Here is a 22,031-nt window from a genome sequence, read left to right as displayed (position 1 = left end):
GTTAACGGCTGGGCTAAGGAATGTAAATCCAGTCATCCCAGGCCGTTCACGCTTGTGCGGCGGACAGGCCTGCCTGCGCGTAGCCGCCTGCTTGCGCGAAGCTTCAGCGTAGGCAAGCTTCGGCATAGGCAGGCGCACAGACACGGCCTTCATATTCTTCTCCCGAACTCATCCCCCGGCCACTCCGTAGTTATAGCACGCAGGCCTTGGTTAGCGCACCGGAGCTCCCTCTTTTTCCTGCAGCGCCAGGTTCAATCCCTTGTAGATCAGCAGTTGGTCGGTTATTGAATTTTTAATGTGCGGCCCGGCTATTCCGGCCAGGCCTCCGGTGATCACTATCTTGGGCCGTTCCTTCATCTCGGCAGATATGACTGAGACAAGTTCTTTTACCATCCCTATGGTTCCCCAGTAAATTCCGGACTCTATAGCTCCGGCGGTGTCGCGCCCGATGCCGGTTTTGGCCCGTTTGAAAGGGATCAACGGCAGCAGGGCGGTTTTGTCGTTTAAGGCTCTGGACATGGTTAAAGGGCCAGGGGCAATGGCTCCGCCCAAATGCCGCCCTAAAAAATCCACTGCGTCCCAGGTGACGGCGGTGCCGATACCCACTACTATGACCGGCTTTCCGTAAAGTCTGGCGGCGGCGTAAGAATTTACCATCCGGTCGCATCCCAGCTGACGGGGCGACCGGTACAAGGTCTTGAAACCTTTCAGGGCGGAGCCGTCAACCAACAGGGGGCTTATTTCCAGCAGCTGCTTGACGGCCGCAACGGTAGGCTGGGTTATCTCCGGCGCCACCGAGCAGATGGCGGCGGCCTTGATGGATTTAACGCCAATGGCCTTGTTCAGAAAATTATAGATCCGGTCGTAGTTCGGCTGTCCGCTATGTTCCAGCCTGGCCTGGCGGACGCATTTATTATTGGAAAAAACCGCCAGCCCCAGTTTGCTGTTGCCGATGTCTATCAGCAGTCTCATTCTTGGCCGATCTCCGCCACGGTGCCGGAACTGCAGCATCTGTTCCGTCCTTCACCATCCAGCAACAGCAATGCGCCCTGGGCGTCAAACCCGGTAACCACGCCCTTCTGGTATTGCCCGTCATCGCTTGACACCATCACCCATTTCTGGTTCAGAAAGAATCTGGGGCGCAGTTCTTCGGCGAAGGTCGAAAAACCATGCTCCTTGAATCTCAGATAATCCCGCTCCAAGTTTGTCAGCAGGTCTGTCAAAAGGCCTTCTCTAAAGATATGCTTTCCGGATTCCAATTCCAGCGAAGTGGCCGTTTCGCAAAGCTCCAGCGGAAGCATTTGGTTGTTCAGGTTCAAACCCATCCCGACCACAACAGTGTCGACTAAACTGGCCCGCAGTTTGGACTCGGTCAAAATGCCTCCCAGCTTGCGCCCCTTGCAGTAAATGTCGTTGGGCCATTTTATCTCCACCGGCATCCCCGCGGCACCCTCCAGGGTTCTGGCAGCCGAGCAGCCCAGAGCCAGGGTCAGCCCCTGCAGTTTGATGGAGCTGGCGCAGGGACGGAGCAACAGGGAAAAATACAATCCCGCTCCCGGCGGCGAATACCATAAATTGCCGGAACGGCCCCGCCCCGTCTTCTGTTCTTCGGCGATGACAATTGTTCCTTCCGGCGCATTGCTTTCGGCCAACTCCTTAAGCTGATCGCTTGTTGATCCCAGCTTTTCAAAGTAATAAAGGTTTTGGCCGAAGCCGGCGGTTTTCAGGTTTTCCTTTATGTAATCTATTAACAACAACTGCATGATGTAATGATACCTTAGAAAGATTGACAATTCAAGAAAAAACCGCCTTTATGAAAGTAAAAGCGGTCTTGTTTTTTAGCATTCAGCCCAGCGACTTTAACCCCAGGGAAAAATCCAACGCCGGAGCGGAATGGGTGATGGCCCCCACCGAGATGTAATCCACCCCGCACTCGGCTATCTGCCGCACGTTATCTATAGTAACGTTGCCCGAGGCCTCCAGTTTGAGCTTCCCGGCATCCCGGGCCGGCAGGGAAAAGACTATCCGGCAGGCCTCGGCCATCGCCTCGGGCTTCATGTTGTCCAGCATGATGATGTCCGGCTCCAGCCGGGCCGCCTCTTCCAACTGGCTCAGGCTTTGAACCTCGATCTCTATCTTCATTTTTTTGTTCTTTTGCCGGACCTGTTCGATGGCCGCAGACACGCCCCCGGCGGCTTCGATGTGATTGTCCTTGATCAGCGCCATGTCATACAGGCCCATTCGGTGGTTCTGGCCGCCACCGCAGGCCACCGCGTACTTTTCCAGATAACGCAGGCCGGGAATGGTCTTGCGGGTATCCAGTATCCTGGCCCGGGTGCCCTCCACTGCTTTGACGAAATTGTTGGTTGCGGTGGCCACGCCGGAAAGATGCTGAATAAAGTTCAAGGCGGTGCGCTCAGCCGTCAAAATGCTTTTGGTCCTGCCCTGGATGGTCAGCGCTACCTGGCCGTATTCCAGCGCGGTGCCGTCGGGCATTTTGGCCTCGGCTATAAGTTCCTCGTCCACTGACAGGAACACCTGACGGCAGACCTCGATCCCGGCCAGCACTCCCTCCTGCTTGTTCAGGATCAGGGCCAGGCCGCAGGCCTCATCCGTTACGGCGCAGGCGGTGGTGATATCCCCCTTGCCGATGTCCTCCTTGAGGGCTTGCCTGATCAGGGGATTGACTTTTTTTAGATCGAGCTTCATGGTTCTTGATCAAAGATTATTTGACGATGACCAGCTTGTTTATTTTACTGAAGTCCGGAGTCTTCAACTGATACAAATAGATCCCGGGAGCGGATTTCATTCCCTTTTCGTTCCTGCCATCCCACTTGATTTCGTGGCGTCCGGCCTGAAAAAACCCGCCGGCCAGGACTTTGACCGTTTGCCCCACAATATTGTAGACCCTCAGTTCGATTTTTTGAGGCTTGGGAATCTCAAAAGAAACGGTGATTATGCCGCCAAGAGCAGGGTTGGGCCGGGCCGGCAGCAGACGGTATTTCAAGTCCTTGAGATTTTCATTCGTATTTCCTGCCACACCGGTCAGGCCTATGGCGAACATATCGCTTAAATGGTTGGCCTTGATCCCTGCATTAGTTATAGTAACGACCCTGATGAAACAACGGCCTGAGCTGATAGCGGGGGCAGTCCACGGGTACAAGGTGTCACCGCTATTCGCAAAACCGATCAGGCTCCAGGCGCTGCCGCTGTCGCTGCTGAAGTACAGGCTGTCGCAGGCCACACCGCCGGCCGCCGAAGAGCGCCAGATAATATTCACGCTATCAGCCTGGTCCAAGGTATCGCCCAGACCTGGAAAGGCCACCGATGCGTCTATAGTCACAAAAAGATCGGCCGTGATGTTGACCCCGTTCTCCGTTATATTTTCAGCGCCCGCCAGTGTATTGGCCCCGGCATAGTTTTTGGATGAAGGAACGGAAAACTGATTGAAGTCGCATTTATCCCTGCTTCCGCTATAGTGAACGGAATCGGAATCCGTCAACCAGTAACCGGGCCAGGGATCTCCATCATCACCCCGGTTTCCATTGTACAAGTATTTATCCAGGGGAAGGGTCCGCACTGTATCTAAGTGTTCCAGATAAAAACCGTTTATGTTTACCGGGCTGGATTCCTCCAGGTCCACCATTTTGTGGGTGCGGTCGTCATTGCCGTATACCAATTCGTCCACATGCCAGATCAAAAGGCCGTGGCCCCGGGGAAGCCCGTAGTCCAATTGCCGGCGGGTAAGCCCGCTGTCGAACCCTATGTTCTGGCGGTTCTCCACCAGAAAATACTGGCTGCTGGTGGAGTCGCCATCGTCCCAGAGCCGGTAGACGACCGGACTGAGCTCGGCCGGCGGGATCGTCTGGCCCAGCAGGTTGTGGGTCAGGTTGACGGGGTTGACCCAGCCCAGTTCTTGCTTGCACCAAGCCGAAAAATGGGTGGGAGCTGTTCCTCGGAGATCGGCCGAATCCCGGTGGCCCCAGCTGCCGCCGGCCATGGCGCACCACTCTCCCACTCCGCTGGAAAGATAGGTATAGTCGTACAGGTCGGGCAGGCCGATGACATGGCCGAACTCGTGGCAGAATACTCCCACCTTGCCGTCCTCCGGCTCCATGGAATAGCTTGATATGTTAACCCCGTCCCGGGTCTGGGTGTCTATGCCCCAGGCATGCGACCAGATGTAGTTGGCCCTGGTAGGGTAGGACAACGCCTCGGCCCCGGGGCCGGCATGGACCACGTACAATGCATCCACATATCCGTCGAGGTCGTTGTCGTATTGCGAAAAGTCCACACCGGGGTCCGCAGCGGCCACCGCATCCTCCACCAACTTTTGTGCGTTATTGGGATAATACCCAAAACCGTAATCGTCATCTGTCCCGGCAATCCCATCGGTATTGCAGTAATAGTTGAACGTGTCCGGAGCGGTATACCATATCGTGGTGGCCGACACCACATCAAATAGCCCGTAGGAATTTTCAATATAAAAGTCCCTGATGCTGCCGGTGACGTTGCTGACGCACCCGGGATGCCGGAAGGTGCCCAGGCTGTTGGCCAGGCTGTCGTAATGGTTCGTAGTATAATACAGGCTGTCGTTCACGAAATTGGTGTCGGCTTGGTGATCCCAGCGGTAATCGGGAAAGTCTATCAGAATGATCAAAGCCTTCCAACTGCCGATAATCTTTTTGCCCTTCATCTGCGGATTGGCCTGATTAAGCCACATTCCGTTCTTGGCCAGCCGCGGTTCAGGCCCTTTTCCGTCATAAGCCGGCACGGCCCAAGCGTTACAAGCATACAACGACATAAGAAGAAGCAGGCTGGTTGCCGTCGCGCATTTTTTCAAGTTTGAAATCACTACTGTTTTCGTGGTATAAGTCCTTGCGAATCAATGGGTGATTTTTGAGCCTGAATTCAAATCGATTACATGATGAAACCTCTAAGACCATTGCCCCATCTGCATTCTACAATTTTCTTGTAAAAACAACCGGACGCTACTGGTTTGAAATCATTGTTTTTTTGACCTTCCTTTTTTATTGTTTTTGATGTTTTTCACCCCGAAATCAGGCTTGGCCTTAATCCCACCGGTGCGCTTGGGCTTTCCCGGGGCCTCGTCGCCCTTGAGTTCTTTGATCTGGTCTCTGATCACGGCCGCCCGCTCGAAATCCATGGCCGCGGCCGCTTCAAACATGGCCTTCTCCAACTGGGCCATGATCTCTTCATTGGACAGGCCGGAGACCTGGTAGGCCGCCAGTTCCTCCTTCACCGCCTGCTGCTTGGAGTCGGCCACCGAGGTGGCCATCATCACCTCTTCGATGGACTTGATGATGGACAACGGCGTGATGCAGTGCTTCTGGTTATAGGCCAGTTGGACGGTGCGGCGGCGGTTCATCTCGTCCAGGGCTTTTTTCATGGAATCTGTGATCCGGTCGGCGTACATGATGACCTGGCCCTGGACATGCCGGGCGGCCCGGCCCGAAACCTGGATCAGCGAGCGCTCGGAGCGCAGGAATCCTTCCTTGTCCGCGTCTAATATTGCGACCAGAGATACTTCCGGCAGATCCAGGCCTTCGCGCAGAAGATTGATGCCTACCAGCACGTCAAACTCGCCCAGCCGCAGGCCCCTCAATATCTCCACCCGCTCGATGGCGTTGATCTCGGAATGCATGTAGCGCACCCGGACTCCGGCCTGCTCCAAATATTCCGAAAGGTCCTCAGACATCTTCTTGGTCAGGGTGGTGACCAACACCCGTTCCTTCCGCTCCACCCGCTGCCTTATCTGTTCCAAAAGATCGTCTATCTGCCCGGCGATGGGTTTCACCTCCACCTCGGGGTCCACCAGCCCGGTAGGCCGGATGATCTGCTCGATTACTCTTCCCTTGGACCGGTTGAGTTCATAGTCGGCCGGGGTGGCCGAGGTGTAAATAACCTGGTTTATCAGGGACTCAAATTCCGGGAACCTTAAGGGCCGGTTGTCCAGGGCCGAGGGCAGGCGGAAGCCGAACTCCACCAAAGTCTCCTTGCGGGAACGGTCCCCGGCGTACATCCCGCCGATCTGGGGAATGGTGACGTGGGACTCGTCCACTATCAGCAGGTAATCCTTGGGAAAAAAGTCCAGCAGACAGAAGGGCCTCTCGCCCTCCTGGCGGCCGGAGAGATAGCGGGAATAGTTCTCGATGCCGGAACAGTAGCCCAGCTCCTTGATCAGCTCCAGGTCGTACTTGGTGCGCTGCTGGATGCGCTGGGCCTCCAGCAGTTTTCCGTTATTGGTCAGGTCGGCCACCCGCCATTTCAATTCTTCCTCAATGCCCTGAAAGGCCGTTTCCAGCCGGGGCTGGGAAACCACGAAATGCTTGGTGGGATAGATGGCCACCCGGTCCCGCGATTCCATCACCGTGCCGGTCAAGGGATCAAACTGGGAAAGCTTTACTACCTTCTGATCGTCCAACTCTATCCGGATCCCGATGTTCTCGTCGCCGGGATGGACCTCGATGAAATTTCCGCGTACTCTAAAAGTGGCCCGCTCAAAAGACACGTCATTGCGGGAATACTGGATTTTCACCAGCTGCTTCATGATCTGCTCCCAGTCGGCCGGCTGGCCCTGCTCCAGCAGCAGGACGTACTCCTTCCACTCGTCGGGCGAGCCCAGGGAATAGATGCAGGAGACCGAGGCCACGATGATCACGTCGCGCCGCTCCAGCAAAGCCGCGGTGGACTTCAGCCTTAAGCGGTCGATGTCGTCGTTCTTGGAGGCGTCCTTTTCGATGTAGGTGTCGCTGGAGGGGATATAGGCTTCGGGCTGGTAGTAGTCGTAATAGGAAATGAAATATTCCACCGCATTGCGGGGAAAGAAGCCCTTGAACTCGCCGTAAAGCTGGGCGGCCAGGGTCTTGTTGTGGGAGATGATCAGGGTGGGCCGGTTGAGCTGGGCGATGACGTTGGCCATGGCAAAGGTCTTGCCGCTGCCGGTGACGCCCAGCAGCACCTGGTCCTTGACCCCGGAATTGATGCCCTCCAGCAGCTGCTGAATGGCCTGGGGCTGGTCCCCGGTGGGTTTGTAGGTGGATTCGAGTTTGAACTGGTTCATGAAATTATTGTAGCATAAGAGATAATCAGTGTCAATGTAAAACAGAACCCCGCCGCAAGGCGGGGTTTTAGTTTTGAACCTAACCCTTCCCAATGGGAAGGGGCAGGGGTTAGGTCCAAAGCTTGGGGCAGTCAACAAAGCCCCGATGCTTTCGCATCGGGGCTTCTTGCTATTCCACCGTCACGCTCTTGGCCAGATTCCTCGGCTGGTCCACATTGCACCCCCTTGCCACCGCCATATAATACGAAAGCAGCTGCAGCGGCACCACGTTGACCATCGGCCCGAAGTAGCTGACCGCCCGCGGCACCCGGATCACGAACTCGGCCAGACTGTTGATCTCGTTATCGTCCTCGTTGGCGATGGCGATCACCCGGCCCTTGCGGGCCCGCACCTCCTGAATGTTGCTGATCACCTTGTTATACAGGGCATCCTTGGGGGCAACAACGACCACCGGCATGTTCTCGTCTATCAGAGCGATGGGCCCGTGCTTCATCTCGGCCGCCGGGTATCCCTCGGCGTGGATGTAGGATATCTCTTTGAGCTTCAGCGCTCCCTCCAGAGCGGTGGGGAAATTGCTGCCCCGGCCTAGATACAGGAAGTTGCGGACGTTCTTGAATTCCTCGGCCAGCTGCTTTATCTGTTTATCCAGTTCCAACACTTTGCGCACCTTGTCCGGGATGGAAGCAAGTTCTACGGCTAATGCTTTTCCCCGGGTCTGTCCCATGCCCTTGCGGCGGGCCAGCATGATGGAGATCAGCGCCAGTCCGGCGATCTGCGAGGTAAAGGCTTTGGTGGATGCCACCCCGATCTCCGGCCCGGCGTGGATGTAGATCCCGGCCTCGGTCTCCCGGGGGATGGCGCTGCCCACCACGTTCACGATGCCGAGCGCGGCCGCGCCCTTCTGCTTGGCCTCTCGTAACGCTCCCAAAGTGTCGGCGGTTTCGCCGCTCTGGCTGATCACGAACAGGGCGTCGTCCGGGCCGATCACCGGGTTGCGGTAGCGGAATTCCGAGGCATAGTCCACTTCCACCGGTACCTTAGCCATCTGCTCCAGCATGTATTTTCCGACCAGGGCCGCATGCCAGGATGTGCCGCAGGCGGTGATGATGATCCTCTTGGCATCCAGCAGCCGGTTCATCACCGGCAACAGGCCTCCCAGATGGGCATCGCCCTCTTCGGTCCGCAAACGCCCCCTCAGACAGTTCAAAATGGATTCCGGCTGTTCGTATATTTCCTTAAGCATGAAATGGGCATAACCGGCCTTCTCGATCTGAGCCAAAGACAAAGTGATCTGTTCCACCTGTTTCACCACCTCCTGGTCCCGGATGGTCTTGGCGGTGTACCCGCCCTTGGTGATGCAGGCGATCTCGTCGTCGTTCAAGTAGACCACCTGCCGGGTGTGCTCCACCAGGGCCGAGGCGTCTGAGGCGATGAAATTCTGTCCCTCGCCCAGGCCGATCACGATGGGGCTGCCTTTGCGGGCGGCGATGATCCTGTCGGGCTCCTTTTGGGAGATCACTAAGATGCCGTAGGTTCCTTCCACCTCCAGCAGGGCGTAGCGCACCGCAGTAAACAGGTCTCCGGTCTTCTTGAGCATTTCCTCGATCAGATGCACCAGCACTTCGGTGTCGGTGACAGTCTTGATGACATGCCCGTCCTGCAGCAGTTTCTTCTTGACCGTGGCGTAGTTCTCGATGATGCCGTTGTGGATCAGGGCGATGGTGCCGCTGCAATCCACATGGGGATGGGCGTTGAGGTCGCTGGGCTCGCCGTGGGTGGCCCAGCGGGTATGGCCGATGCCCAGCCCGGAGTCCAGGTCCTGGCCTTGCAGCAGCTGCTCCAGGTCGGAGACCTTGCCGGCCTTCTTCTTGACAATCAGGCGGCTATCCTTGATCAGAACGACCCCGGCCGAGTCGTAGCCCCGGTACTCCAGGCGCTTTAGGCCTTCCAGCAAAACCGGCAGGGCTTTCCCCCCGCCAATATATCCTACTATTCCGCACATAATCTTTTTTAGTTTCCAGATTAATAATGTTTCAGAATATTTCTATCAACTTGATGTTACTTTCTTGCGACCAAGAAAGTAACCAAAGAAATCTTTACCGCCCAGCGGTGCTCCGATGTCAGAATATCTGGCGGACTGAATTTGCTGAACCCGACAAACTAAATAGTGTCATTCACAACAAATTCCGGGCGTCTGCCTTAGTCAATCAACACCGCTGATGGCGGGTTAAAGTTTCTTAATACTGTTGACCAGTTCTTGCGCTGTCTTTCCGTCCTTGGCCTCCGCAATCACCCTAACTATTGGCTCGGTTCCCGAAGACCTGACATGCACCCAGGAATCCTTGAAGATCACCTTAACCCCGTCGCGGGCATCCATTTTCTGTCCGGCGTATTTCTTTTTAACCAAGACCAGCAATTTAGATGGATCCTTCACTTCCAACGTTTCTTTGATCGTCGAATACTTCGGCAGTTCCCCGGCCAGCTGGGAAATGCTCTGGTCGCTCTTGGCCATCAACTGAAGCATCAAGGCCATTCCGACGGTGGCGTCCCGGCCGTAGTTGAGTTTGGGGATTATTATTCCGCCGTTGCCCTCTCCGCCTATCACCGCCCGGAATTTCTTCATGGCCTGGACCACGTTGGCTTCGCCGATGGCGGTGCGGATCACCTTGGCCCCGTATCTTCCGGCGACGTCATCCACCATCCGGCTGCTGGAAAGATTGGTCACCATCGGGCCTTTTTTGTTTTGGAGCATGAACATCGCGGCCAGGGCCAGGGAATATTCCTCACCCAGGGCTTTTTCCTTGTCCGAGACTATGGACAATCGGTCCACGTCGGCATCGGTGGCAAAGCCGATGTCGGCTTTGTACTTTTTGACGGCGGCTTCCAGCGCCTTCAGGTTCCTGGCTTGGGGCTCGATGGGCCGGGGGAAATTCCCGTTGGGTTCGGAATAAAGCGACGCCACATGGCAGCCGAGTTTCTTCAGCAGCAATTTGAATATCGGCCCGCCGGCTCCGTGGCAGGTATCGGTGACCACCTTATATCTTTGTTTTTTTATCAGGGCTACGTCCAGGAACGGCAGGGCCAGGATCCTTTGAACATGGTCCTCAATGGCGTTTTGGTAGCGGAATGAAAAGCCCAGGTCGCCGGATCCGACGTATCTCTGCAGTTTGCGCTCATAGATCGTGATCACTTTCTGTCCCTGCATTTTGTTCAGGAAGATGCCTTCTGCAGTGACGAACTTGAGCGCGTTCCACTGGGGCGGGTTGTGGCTGGCGGTGATGGCGATTCCGCCTTTGGCGCCGAGTTCCCTGACCATCAGCTGGACCGTGGGGGTGGGCACTATCCCGATCTTGACCACATCGCAGCCCACTGCCTGCAGGGCCGCCTCCACCGCCAGTTCCAGCATGGGCCCGGAATGACGGGAATCGCGCCCCAGCACGACCCGGCCCTGGCCGCAGAAGGTTCCAAAGGCCGCGGCGAACCCGGCGGTGTTCTCCGGGGTCAGGCTTTGGCCCACCACCCCGCGGATGCCGGCCACGTTGATCATTAGTTTGTTATTATGCTTCATGTCTTTTCTAATATTACAGAAGGCGTGGAAACGATTTTTATAAGGAAACCAGAAAAATGTCCAGCATGGAGCCGCTGATCCCCCAACGCTAAAGCGGAGCTTGCCCTGAGAATAACCGCATGCTTTGCAGACAAAGGGGAGGACGAGCTAAAAGCCAAGTCTGGAGCCGCTGATCCCCCAACGCTAAAGCGGAGCTTGCCCTGAGAATAACCGCATGCTTTGCAGACAAAGGGGCGGACGAGCCTATGCCAAGCCTGGAGCCGCTGACCGGAATCGAACCGGTGACCTACGCTTTACGAGAGCGTCGCTCTACCAACTGAGCTACAGCGGCATATGGATTTATACCTTTGGAGGCCTCCTCAGAGGCGCTTTGGCACCGCTCAGTGCAAGCCTTGATGTTTTCTAGCGATATCCTTCAGGGTATCGCTGATATGAAAAAAATCTTTAACCCTTCTGCAAATACTCAATGACCTTTAATGATAATGGATTTTACCCGGCAAGTCAAGCCAAAAGTCAAACAGCCAAAAGTCAAACAAAAAAGCCGCCCCGGAAAAATCCGGCACGGCCCATTTTACTTTCACCCGAACACCTGTCTAATCGACTTCGCGTTGCATGATGATGGTCGCCCCGCCGCCCATAGCTTTTTGAATTACCCGCGATATCATTTCCCGGGAATACATAATGGTGGTGTTGCCGGATACTTTTGTCTCTATGCCTCCTGCGGCCGCCACCGCGCCGAGGATCCAGCTGGTGCCGGAGTTTGTGAACTGGCCCTCGCAGTATATCAGCCCCCGGAAATTGTAATTGCCCACGATCTTACAGTCGCCCGTCACATACAACACGCCCTCGCCGTCCGCGAAACCGCCGGTGATGGACAGATCGCCTGTCACCTTGGTAAATCCCGACACCGGGTTGGTATTGCTGTTCCATGTAATGCTGTTATAGTCCGTGACGCTCAGGCCCAACATGTCGCGCAGTGTGGGCATGGGGGCCGGTGAATCCGTGATATCGTCCGGGTTCCCGCGGGATTTCGTCGACGAGCCGTGGTAATCTATCGTGCTGTTCGATTCCGATCCCGGCAGGCAGCCGCATTCGGTGCAGTATGAATTAACATTTTTGGTTGCAAACGAATCTCCCCAGACCGTGCAATGCTGGTACAGGTCGCCATGCACCGCTTTATTCTTCGTATGCCATCCGGTATCAGCCCTGGCCGTATAGCAATTCGGTGGATTGAGGCCGGTAGGCGTGGTGGCCAGGTGGTTGTGCGCGCAGATGTTGACCGTTCCGCTGGAGACTATCGGCGCATAGCTGCGGATCGCGGCTTTGACGTTGGAATTGGCCGAGGTGACGACCAACTCGGTGATCATGGTCTTACGCGCCGTGCCTTGCCGCCCGCGGGCGATGATTTGAAACACCGGGTAGGCATCCGCCGGAGTTCCGCCGGTATGCCCCAAAGTTATCTGCCGGGTCCTGTTGTTGTAATAATATACCTCTTCCTTACCGAGAGTCCCGTTGCCGTCGGCGTCGTAGGTTTTATATGTCACCACCAGAGCCTGGGCAGTGTCGGCAAGGGTCGTGCCTGTAACCGTGTACGGCAAAATCGTCCCGCTTTGCATCGAACGTTTGCAATAGATGCCTGTTAGCGTGGGGTTGAGGAAGATGTAACAGCACCAGTTCGGGGTTATGCCGGAGGCGGCATTCAGATCCTCGGTGATGGTCGTCTCGCTGCCCACACTATACCCGTACCCGATCCGGCCGATCGCCTCGTAGGTTCCGGCCTTGGTTACGTAGAGCGCCTCGGCGTTCCTCTGCCGGCTGCTGTTGATCTGCTTTTCGCTGATTACGGTGTACATCAGGCCGGCCGCCATCACCGACAACAGCAAAACGATCATCAGCGCCATGACCAAGGCTATGCCCTTCTGGTTTTTCAGGTTTTTCATTTCAGCCTTCCTTTCCCGCCGCAGGCGGATCTCCGACCCTGCGATCGCATTGCGCATTAATTCTTGTTGAAATAGATTACGATCCGGCCCTTGCTGACACCGCTTTGGTCGAACCGCTCGCCTACCACGATATCGGTCTTGCCGGGTACCGGCCGGAACGCGACGGTCCGCACCGCTATCACCTCGCCGCCGAAGGCGCCGCCCGAGGGATCGTTGCCGGACGACGGCAGGTAGTCGGTGGGGCTCTGGTAGAAGACCAGGGTTTTGCCGGTGTTCAGGCCGGTCTTAACGCCGCAGACCACGTCGGGAATGTTGTCGATGTCGATCCGGCCGGTGGCCACCGAGGTTACCTCGCCGGCTATGGCTACTTTGGCGGTCTGGGTAAAGGTGCCGTTGGCGTTGTTGTGCAGCAATGACAGGGCGCCGGCATAGTCGGTACTAGTGGCCCCCGGCAGTCGAAAACCGATGGCCAGGTCCTTGTAATTGCCGTGGTTGTAAGTGGCAATGGCATTGATGTAGGCGCCGGCGGTGGCAACGCAGGTGTCCACCACGAACCGCTTCTGCTGGCCGGCCCGCCTTAGGATAACCAACTGGCCGCTGTAGTTGGGCCAGGTGCCGCTGGTCTTGGTGCCGACGATGATGTCCAGGAGCCCATCCTTGGAACCCGCTCCGGTGCCGGTGCCCAAGCTGTCCACCACGTCGGCCAGCACGATGGTCCGGATCTCGCCAAAGTCGACGGTACCGGCGAAATCGGCTTTGTAGTAGGCGCTGTCCCGCACGAATTGGGGCGTAACATTCTTGGTCCGGTAGTTCCGCCACACCTCCAGATGGCCTTGGTTGACGTTGTCGTTGGTCCCGATCACGAAATCGCAGGTGGTGTCATTGACGATGATGGCGGCATCGGCGCTGGTAACGTCGGTGTTCAGGACTTCGGTGGCGGTGGCGAAGCCGATGAACGCGGTCAGATCGCCCTGATTCTTGGCGGGGTTGCCGTCCACAGACGGCTCCCACTTGATGTTGCTGGTGGCGTTTTTGCCCAGCCCGCAGACCAGATCGCTGGTGCCGTAGTCGCTGGACACGTTGGGGTTGAAATTGGCTGCGGTTATTGCGCAGATGTCATTGCCTAGGTCAATGGAGCGGTCGGGGACGGCCACCCCGCCGCCGCCGGACGGGAAGATAGAGTTAAATGACGTGGTGGCGCTCTTGTAGCGGTTGTACCAGACGTACAGGTTGGAGGTGCCCCCGCTGACCGTGCCCAGCACCAAATCGGGGTCGTTCCCGTAGCTGTTGTCATTGGAGCCGGGGGGATCCACGGTCTCGCCCAGGTTGGGGGTAATCAAAGAAAGCACCCGCTCGGTGGTCCCCAGGTTGAGGGTAACAAAGCCGGTAACATCCCCGAATTTCACCCGGTAGGTTGAGTCCCTAAGCACGATGATGCTGTCAAGCCGGCTCCGTGGTTTTAAGGTGTCGTAGTTCGCCGAGTCTAATCCGGCCGTGTATCCCAGCCTGATGGCGCAGGTAGAATACATCGAGTCCAGGTCGACCTCGATGATCGAGAGCACAGTGTCCGCGGGCACTTGGAGCAATACCTGTCCGTTGGCGTCGGTTAGCCCGTTGGCGACCGGGATGTCCTGCGCGCCCCCCCTGGTAACGTAGCACTTGACATTGGGAATGAGCGGCTCGCCCGCGTTCTGGAGAAAATTCTTGTTCGTATCCGCCCAGACCGTGATCTTGATGAAGCCGCCCGGGAGCTTGGTGTCGCCGAAGTTCTTGGTAATGGTCGTCCCTATAGCCGCCATGGTGATGACGGTGTCGTTCGGCGTGGTCGAGAAGTAGCCTGCCGAATCGTACTCGGTCACGGTGTAGGTTCCAATCGGAACGATGAGCTCGTACTGGCCGCTGGAATTGGTGATCTTGCTCACCGAGATGATCGTTGATTCCGTACCCGCTATGGACGAGAAGCCGGTGGCCGTGACGGTCACCCCGCCGATGCGGCGCTCGCCGGCGGTCGGCATGGCCGGCAGGCCGATTGGCGCGATGGTGTCGTTGTACACCTCGCCGGTGATGTGGCACATCTCGCCGTCGGGGATGGCCTCGTATTTGAAGTTCAGGTTAGCGACGCTCGCGGACGAGGCGTCGGCCAGCGTGTCCTGCGGATGCCTCAGCAGATAATAGTACCCTGTTCCGTCAATCAGCTTCTCCGGAGTAACGGTGTAGGTGCCGGGGTCCACCGTGAACGAATAGGCTCCGGCCGAGTTCGTGGTCTGCATCGTGCCCGAGCTGATATAGACATTGGCGTCGGGGACCGGGCTGGAGCCGGCTTCGGGATATGTGTAGCTGCCGCTGACCGTATAGCGGGTGGACGAGATCGGCACATTGTTCAGGTTGGTCCGGGTTGTCACCACCACCTGCCTATAAACGCCGCGGATCTGGTTGCGGGTCTCCGCCGTTACGGTGGTCGTGATCTCCTCGATGCTGGCCAGGATGTCGGCCGAGGGGTTGGCGAAATTTCGCTCGGCACCAGTCAGCGTTTTGTCGCCGTTTGCGTCGCCATATAGCCGCAACGTATCGCTCCCTGCCGGGCGGTACCAGTACTGGAACAACGGCTCTACCGTATAGTCGGTGCTGTTGGCCGGCCCCCGGATCAGGGCCACCGGCTGGTTGAGCGCGGGATAGATGTTGTTGGTCCCGCTGTATGTGCCCGAGATCATCTTGCCGTAGGCCTGCCGCACCAGCACGTAGTCGTTGGGGTTTGTGGTGCCCCGCTCGATCGCGTCGTCGCTCTTGTCGGCGCCCGAGAAATAATCGCCATCGTTGTCGGAGTCGATGGTGTAGCGGTAGGTCTCGGCGCCGGTGGTAAAGAACACTGCGATGTTCAAAGCATTGGGGCATGTCGGCGAAATCGCCGGATCGTAACACAGCGGCTGCTGCCTGATGTTCTGGCTGTCCGGGTAGGGACTGATATTGCTGTTGAATATGCACTCGAACGGCCGCGCGTAGACGACCCTGAGCTGGCTGCCGGCGAACGGAATGTCGTAGCCAATGGTCCTAACGTCGCGCACCACCATGTCCAGGCCGGCCCGCGCCTGCTGCTGGGCCTCCATCACCAGGTCGTTATCGCGTTTGGCCCGGTTCGCGTTGTTGACCACCACCATGATCGCGGCCATCACGATGCCGAGCACGGTGACCGCCACCATCAACTCGATTAGGGTAAATCCCTTGCGTTTCATAGTTCCTCCGTCAGCTCAGTCTGAGCTTTTGAAATTTTTTGCAACTCGGATCTCAGTTATATCTCTTTGGCAAATATTCACTATTGGAAAATACGGCCTACGGACATTGAGTTGGCTGGCCGTTTCGATGCTTCAACGGAGTTTATCCTGAGCGGTACCGAAGGGTTCAGCACAAGTACGCCCCGCCGTCCTCCTTCGCCAGCGCGGAGCCTGCCCCGTTTATGTGAACGGGGGCGGACAGGTTGGCCGAGTGGTCCAGCTAGACTTGTGGTGAATGTATCGAAGCATCGAGGCCAGGTGGGATACTCAACGGCCAGCCGGAAAGGCAGGCATCCCATCGCGGTCTCAGATACGTGGTCTCAGATACATGGTTAATGAGATCCTCGTGCTGTCGCTCCGCGCGATGTTTCGGAACGACACGTTTAAGGTAACGGACCGCATGTCCCGGATCGGTGAGTTGACCGTGACGTTCCAACTGCGTACGAAAATGCCATCAATGATCTCAGGGCCGTGATTGCCGGCGCTCAGTTCGGCGGCCGTTCTTGGCAGCCGCTCCAACTCCTCGATTGTGGCTTCGGCCAGGCTGGTCGCGCGGCTATGAAGCCTGACCTGGGTGCTGGCCCGCATCCCGGAAGCAAACAGCGAGCCGATGCCCATGACCACAATCGCCAGGATTGTGATGGCCACCAACAGCTCGATTATTGAGAACCCGGTTTGTTTAGATATTGTGCGCATGGCCGTACCACCGTTGAAGGTTAAAATTAGTTTTAGTGAAAGACGGCACCGGACAACATGACGAGAATAGAATCGCGCATGCCCTTGGTGTTGGTCAACGTGACGGTAACGGCGCCCATGCCTCCGGGCAACTGGCCGCTGGAGAGGAAACTTAGGTTCCAGCCCTGGGTGAAGGTGATACCATTGGGAAGTTTCATGGTTTTTAGAGCCGGTTCCCCGCCAGTAAAGGTGCCGTCCTTGTTGCGGTCGAGGAACAGGGAATATTGATTGAGACTACCAGCGGGGGAGTAAAGACCGTAGGCACTGTCCTGGGTAATGGCGCGTTGCCGGACTGCAGAAAGGTCAATCCTCACCTGATCACGCCCGTTAATCAAGTTCCGATATGGGAGATTGCGGGTAAGGTTCGGGATGGCGATCGCCATCATGATGCCCATTACTATAATCACCACCATCAGCTCTATTAACGTAAACCCTTTTTCTTTCATTACTTTTACCTCCGTTATGATAAATATGCAATGTTTATACCATGTTAAAATTAACCGATTATCTTATTGTTGGGCAATAGCTTATGAAATTATGTTTAAAATTGGATCCCCAAATAAACCACCTTTTAGTGTTACCCAAAAGTAATACTTGGTCGCTTCGGGTCATTTTTGAGTAACAACCAAACTCCACCTAAATAATACCCCTCAAAAACCAAATTTGAAACCAGCCTCCGTGTAGTCATAAAATGTAAATCATGTTAATCCTGTCTTTCCTAAAATAAAAAGATAGGTGCATTTATTCCAGCTGATAATCTTTTATCTTCTTAAGCATCACCCGGTAGCTGATCTTTAGCCTACGGGAAGCTTCGCTTTTGTTCCCCCCGGTCTCCTTCAACATCTCTTTGATCATTTGGGCCTCGGAGGCGGCCGCCGCCCTGGCCGAAACTTCCAGTAAACCCAAATCCTTTTCAACCTTTGGATCGTTTGGAACTTTTCCTTCTGTTATATTCAGGTGCTCCGGTTTGATCAGATTTCCCTCGGCCATCACCACCGCCCGCTCCACCGCATTCTCCAGTTCCCGGACATTGCCCGGCCATTGATAGCCGGTTAAAATTTCCAGGCTGTCCCTGGTAAAATGCTTGACCGGAGTTTTAACTTTCCGGCAGTGTTTTTCCGCAAAATGCTCGGCCAACAGGATGATGTCCTCCGGCCTTTGGCGCAGCGGGGGCAGTTCTATGGGAAAGACGTTAAGCCTGAAATAGAGATCCTGCCTGAATTTTCCCGATTTCACCAATTGTTCCGGATTCTGATTAGTGGCCGCTATGAACCGGACATCAACTTTGAAGGGCCTGGCGCCGCCCACCGGGGTGGCTTCGCGCTCCTGCAGCGCCCGCAAAAGTTTTACCTGCAGCGAAAGAGGCAGTTCGCCGATCTCGTCCAAAAAGAAAGTGCCGCCCTCGGCCGCCTTCAACAGCCCCGGCTTGTCCTTGTAGGCCCCGGTAAAGGCTCCCTTTAAGTAGCCGAAAAGCTCCGACTCCAAAAGCGTTTCCGGCAAAGCCCCGCAATTGATGGATACGAACGGCCCCTTGTTCCTGGGGCTTTGGCGGTGAATGGCCCGGGCCACCAGCTCCTTGCCGGTGCCGGATTCCCCGGTTAAAAGCGCCGTGCTTTCCGTCTTGGCCACCTTTTGGGCCATCTCCAGCGCATCGGACATTCCTTTAGAGACATGGATGATCTCCGAACCCGATGTTTCCGGGATTCCGGCCGGCTGGTAGGTCAGATACTGGCCCAGGTCTTCCACCGCCCGCTCAATTTCGGACAGGCGCTTTTGCCAGAGTCCGGGCTGGGCTAAAGCGGCGTTTGCCGGATCTTTCAGGGCCGCAATTTCCGGCTTGATCCTCTCCAAAAGTTTTTGGGAAGCCTGGGCCATCAGCAGGGCGCCGTCATACAGCCGGGCCTGTTCTTCCATGTTTTTGGCCTCCGTGATGTCCGTCACCGCTATGATGCTGCCTGTGTTCTGTCCCGCAGGGTCGGCCAGATTATACAGTTCGGCCTGCAGGTACCTCAGGCCGTATTTGGGGTGTTTGGCTTCCCACACCCATGGCTTTTTGTTTTCTATCAGGCCCAAAAGATTGTTTTCTTTCAGCCAGCGGGAAATCTGCGCGGCCTCTTCCCCGCCGGCCAGTTGGGCCGCGGCCCGGTTGAACGAGGTTACTTCCCCGTTTTTGCCGATGGTGATCAGGGCCTTGTCTATGCTGTCCACGATCTGTTTTTTTATCAGCTCGCTCTGCTCGGCCCGGTCCAACGCGTTGTCGTAAAGCTGTTGCAGGGTTTGACCCTTGGCCTTAAGCTGCTCTATCATTTGATCGTAGGTTTTCACCACCAGGTCCACGTCGGAATCCGCCCGGTCAGAAGATGCTTCGCCCATTTTGCTCCTGGCGCTCCGGGCCATCTGCCGGAAAGGCGAAAAGATGTTCCTCAGGTAAAACAGCCCGATGATGCTGATCAGGCCGAATCCTATCGCTCCGGTCAATACCTGGATATTGGCCGCCCGGGCAATGGCCGCTTCTTCGCCGGCCGGGTATTCCAGGGCCAGGATGCTTTGACCTTGGCCTGCTTTGTAAAAAGCCGTAAAATAGAAAAGCCCCAGCCTGCCATAGGCGGGGGAAATGGCCAAACCGTTCTCACTGAAAGAGGCGGATGGCGGCATAGCGGTTAACGGTTTTTCGTAATTTTCGGGCGTCAGGTTCCAGGGCCTGTATTTGTCGTATTTGATAACCCACCTGCCGTTTCCGTCTAAAAGGCCGATGCCAACCAAGCCGGTCCTTTGGGCCAGGCGCTGCCAGGATGACCAAAGGGAATCTTTCGGCAGATCCTTGGCTTTTTCCATTTCGGCTTGGGCCAAGCCGCCCAACAATTCCATATGGCTGAGTTGAATCGAGTCCATCCGGGATTTGGTTTTATAAACCAGCCAAATGCCGGACAGATTGATCACCAAAAGCACCAGCACTATCAAAAAGCCGGCCAGCTTGGTCTCCAACTCGTATCTCTGCCATCTGTTACTCATGGGTAATAGTCTACCATAACAATTTTCCGGTGTCAACGGGAATTTTTAGAAATACTAAAAGCGCCGCTTCATTAAAAACGGCGCTTTGTTGGGAGCAAAAATATTGGGCTGCTTTTTTAATCTTTGTCTTGACAACCGGGGTTATTCTTCATCTGGCGGCGCATCCCGGTTTTTTCGGCCTTCAGTTTCTTCTGCTGATCGGCGGTGAGTACCTTGCGCACTTCCAGCATATGCTCGGTCCTGGCGTCGTGCAGTTTGTTCATCAATGATTTCATCTCGCCGGATTTTTTGCGGATCTCGCTGTCGGTGGCGTTGCTTTCCAGCAGGTCCTGATACTCCATCCTGGCGATCTTCATATCGGCTTCCAGTTTGACCATCTCCTTGCGGTGTTTTAAGGCCAGCTGGTCGATTTTTTCGGTCTGCTCGGCGGTCAGGCTAAGCTTTTGAATTACTTCGGGATTCTCCCACCATTGGCCTCTTCCCATCCCCATTCCGGGATTTCCGCAATCCTTCATTCCGCCATGTTCCATCATTGGTCCATCGCCTTCGCCCGGCCCCATGGGGCACTGGGCCAGGGCCAGACCGACCGTTGCCAGCAGCATGACCGCCAGGGTGATCGCCTTTTTCATTTTGCTTTCCTCCTTTTAATTTTGGTTATTATTGATTATTGCCGGAAATGCTTCATCTTTTTTTGCCTGATATCCCGCACCATGTCCCTAATTTCCTCGTCAAATTTCTGGATGAACACCAGCATCCTGGCCTGCTGTTTGACCGTCAGGATCCCGTCGATTTTTGTTTTAAAGGTCTTCATCCGCTGCCATCTTTCGACCTCGTTGTTTTCGATCTGGTCCATCTTGGCTTTCAGTTCCTGCTCCCTGGCTCCGGCATTCAGCAGGCTGTCTAACTGGCCGATATATTTTTGTCTGGCTTTCCCCAGTTCCATCAAGCCGTCTTCCATCTGCTTGAGCTTGGGAAAGAATTCGGCGATCTGTCGGTCGGAAAGCTCCAAAGCCTCGGTCATCCTGGCGATCCGCACCGCCTCCAGCATTTTGCGGTCCTTGTCACGGGGGCAGGGATCCTCGCAGGCTCCCGGACCGCCTCCGTCCATCATGCCTGGCGGGGGAGACATCACTCCGCCCTGCGGGCCAGGCTGGGCCCAGGCCAAGGCTGATATGAGCAGGATCACGGCTGCCGGGATCAAATTTATCCTCTTCATTTATATGGTCCTTTCTTTGGCTGATATTTGTTCCAAGACATCCTGCCACTCTTCATCGGAAAGGTCCTGAGTGGCGCTCTGATAATCGTCCTGTTCGCTGACGCTGTATTCCATCAGAACTTCGCTGCCGTAGGTCTGGAAGCTGGCTGAAAGCTGGTTCTGCTGCTGGGCCACTTGACCAGACTGGACCAAGACCTCGTCCACCCTTTCCCAGCCGTAGTCGTCCAGGCCCCATTCCGAGGCGGCCCTGGCTAGCCTGCCGTCGGCACTGATACCTGTCCCCAATTGCCAGGCAAACAAAAGCACCGCCGCGGTCATGGCCCCGGAAAGGGCTCCCCAGTAGATCCAGCCCTTCTGCCACCAGGAGGACGGCCGCTCCTTAACTTTTTCTTCTACCATCACCGGAAGGTTGATGAAGAACCTGTCTTCGGGCATCTCTACTTGCCAACTCCCGACCAGCTGCAGCAGTTTTTGGGTGGTGCGGTCCTGATTATTTATATTGTTGTCGTTTTTCATTTTTTATTTTCAGATCAGATCTTTTAAACTTGTTTTCAGTTTTTCCACCGCCTGGTGGTAGTTGGCCTTGACGCTGCCTTCGGTCCTTCCGGTTATCCTGGCAATTTCCTCGTGCTTAAATCCCTCGTACTGGCGCATCACAAAGACCATTCTTTGTCTGTAAGGCAGTCCGCTGACCGCCTTTTTTACCGCCCTGACCGTATCGCTGTCCTGGCTGTCGGGGGCCGGGGGTTCCGAGATCTCGTCCAGGGAGATCAAACTAAAAATTTCCTTTTTGCGCCAGCTTGACCCCAGGTTTATGGCTATCCGGTACAGCCAGGTCTTGATCTCGGACTGTCCTTTAAAGTTATCTAATCCCTTGTAAGCCCTGATGAACACTTCCTGGGTAAGGTCCTTGGCATCCTCCACATTGCCGGTCAGCCGGTATGCCAGACGGTAGATAGCCTGACTGTTGGATGTTATAACCTCTTTGATATCATAGGTTTGAGGTCCGGAACGTATTTTTTGAGCTGTCTGATCGATCATCTGCTTACATGGTATTAGACTGCCGTTGCCGGAAAAAGGTTTATTTTTGATAAACAAAAAACGCCCCGCATGAACGGGGCGTTTTAAAGACATCTGATTAGAATTTGAAATCAAGCCCGGCCGAAAAAACGAAGGGGAAGCCGAGGGCTGCCCGGCCGGCCATGGT

General features: G+C 55.8%; 16 protein-coding genes and 1 tRNA gene. All 17 read right to left on the bottom strand.

The annotated features are described in order from the left end of the window. Nucleotides 1-210: 210 nt before the first annotated feature. Nucleotides 211-972, bottom strand: a complete 762-nt coding sequence (locus HY768_09885; protein ID MBI4727505.1) for a type III pantothenate kinase — start codon at nt 970-972, stop codon at nt 211-213. After that, nucleotides 969-1,793, bottom strand: a complete 825-nt coding sequence (locus tag HY768_09880; GenBank protein MBI4727504.1) for a biotin--[acetyl-CoA-carboxylase] ligase — start codon at nt 1,791-1,793, stop codon at nt 969-971. The genes HY768_09885 and HY768_09880 overlap by 4 nt, the downstream gene beginning before the upstream one ends. Nucleotides 1,794-1,845: 52 nt before the next feature. Next, the gene (gene nadC / locus HY768_09875) at nt 1,846-2,709 is read right to left on the bottom strand and encodes a carboxylating nicotinate-nucleotide diphosphorylase (GenBank protein ID MBI4727503.1); all 864 of its coding nucleotides are present in this window, start codon (nt 2,707-2,709) and stop codon (nt 1,846-1,848) included. 16 nt (nt 2,710-2,725) lie between these two features. Beyond that, nucleotides 2,726-4,723 (bottom strand): M6 family metalloprotease domain-containing protein, encoded by a 1,998-nt coding sequence (locus tag HY768_09870; protein MBI4727502.1) that lies wholly within the window; start codon nt 4,721-4,723, stop codon nt 2,726-2,728. Nucleotides 4,724-5,005: 282 nt separating this feature from the next. Further along, nucleotides 5,006-7,084 (bottom strand): excinuclease ABC subunit UvrB, encoded by a 2,079-nt coding sequence (uvrB, locus tag HY768_09865; protein MBI4727501.1) that lies wholly within the window; start codon nt 7,082-7,084, stop codon nt 5,006-5,008. A 169-nt stretch (nt 7,085-7,253) separates the two neighbouring features. Beyond that, nucleotides 7,254-9,086 (bottom strand): glutamine--fructose-6-phosphate transaminase (isomerizing), encoded by a 1,833-nt coding sequence (glmS, locus tag HY768_09860; GenBank protein MBI4727500.1) that lies wholly within the window; start codon nt 9,084-9,086, stop codon nt 7,254-7,256. A gap of 225 nt (nt 9,087-9,311) precedes the next feature. Then, entirely contained in the window at nt 9,312-10,652 is a 1,341-nt protein-coding gene (gene glmM, locus HY768_09855) for a phosphoglucosamine mutase (GenBank protein MBI4727499.1), read from the bottom strand. Nucleotides 10,653-10,907: 255 nt separating this feature from the next. After that, nucleotides 10,908-10,983: transfer RNA gene (locus HY768_09850), tRNA-Thr, on the bottom strand. 262 nt (nt 10,984-11,245) lie between these two features. Continuing rightward, complete coding sequence (locus tag HY768_09845; protein ID MBI4727498.1) at nt 11,246-12,592, bottom strand: pilus assembly PilX N-terminal domain-containing protein; 1,347 nt, start codon at nt 12,590-12,592, stop codon at nt 11,246-11,248. Nucleotides 12,593-12,648: 56 nt separating this feature from the next. Beyond that, the gene (locus HY768_09840) at nt 12,649-15,822 is read right to left on the bottom strand and encodes a prepilin-type N-terminal cleavage/methylation domain-containing protein (protein ID MBI4727497.1); all 3,174 of its coding nucleotides are present in this window, start codon (nt 15,820-15,822) and stop codon (nt 12,649-12,651) included. 345 nt (nt 15,823-16,167) lie between these two features. Next, nucleotides 16,168-16,557, bottom strand: coding sequence for a type II secretion system protein (locus tag HY768_09835; protein ID MBI4727496.1), 390 nt, complete (start codon nt 16,555-16,557; stop codon nt 16,168-16,170). A gap of 32 nt (nt 16,558-16,589) precedes the next feature. After that, the gene (locus tag HY768_09830; GenBank protein ID MBI4727495.1) at nt 16,590-17,042 is read right to left on the bottom strand and encodes a type II secretion system protein; all 453 of its coding nucleotides are present in this window, start codon (nt 17,040-17,042) and stop codon (nt 16,590-16,592) included. A 295-nt stretch (nt 17,043-17,337) separates the two neighbouring features. Then, nucleotides 17,338-19,608 (bottom strand): sigma 54-interacting transcriptional regulator, encoded by a 2,271-nt coding sequence (locus HY768_09825; protein MBI4727494.1) that lies wholly within the window; start codon nt 19,606-19,608, stop codon nt 17,338-17,340. Nucleotides 19,609-19,724: 116 nt separating this feature from the next. Next, nucleotides 19,725-20,237, bottom strand: coding sequence for a periplasmic heavy metal sensor (locus tag HY768_09820; protein MBI4727493.1), 513 nt, complete (start codon nt 20,235-20,237; stop codon nt 19,725-19,727). A gap of 35 nt (nt 20,238-20,272) precedes the next feature. Then, on the bottom strand, nt 20,273-20,824 hold the full coding sequence (locus HY768_09815; GenBank protein ID MBI4727492.1) for a hypothetical protein: 552 nt from the start codon (nt 20,822-20,824) through the stop codon (nt 20,273-20,275). Continuing rightward, nucleotides 20,825-21,340, bottom strand: a complete 516-nt coding sequence (locus HY768_09810; GenBank protein MBI4727491.1) for a hypothetical protein — start codon at nt 21,338-21,340, stop codon at nt 20,825-20,827. Between the two features lie 9 nt (nt 21,341-21,349). After that, nucleotides 21,350-21,865 (bottom strand): RNA polymerase sigma factor, encoded by a 516-nt coding sequence (locus HY768_09805; protein ID MBI4727490.1) that lies wholly within the window; start codon nt 21,863-21,865, stop codon nt 21,350-21,352. Nucleotides 21,866-22,031: the final 166 nt, after the last annotated feature.

The sequence above is a fragment of the candidate division TA06 bacterium genome (assembly GCA_016208585.1).
Classification (GTDB): domain Bacteria; phylum Edwardsbacteria; class AC1; order AC1; family EtOH8; genus UBA5202.
Note: the sequence above shows the minus strand (reverse complement) of the source record. Positions and strands in the feature narration are given on the sequence as shown.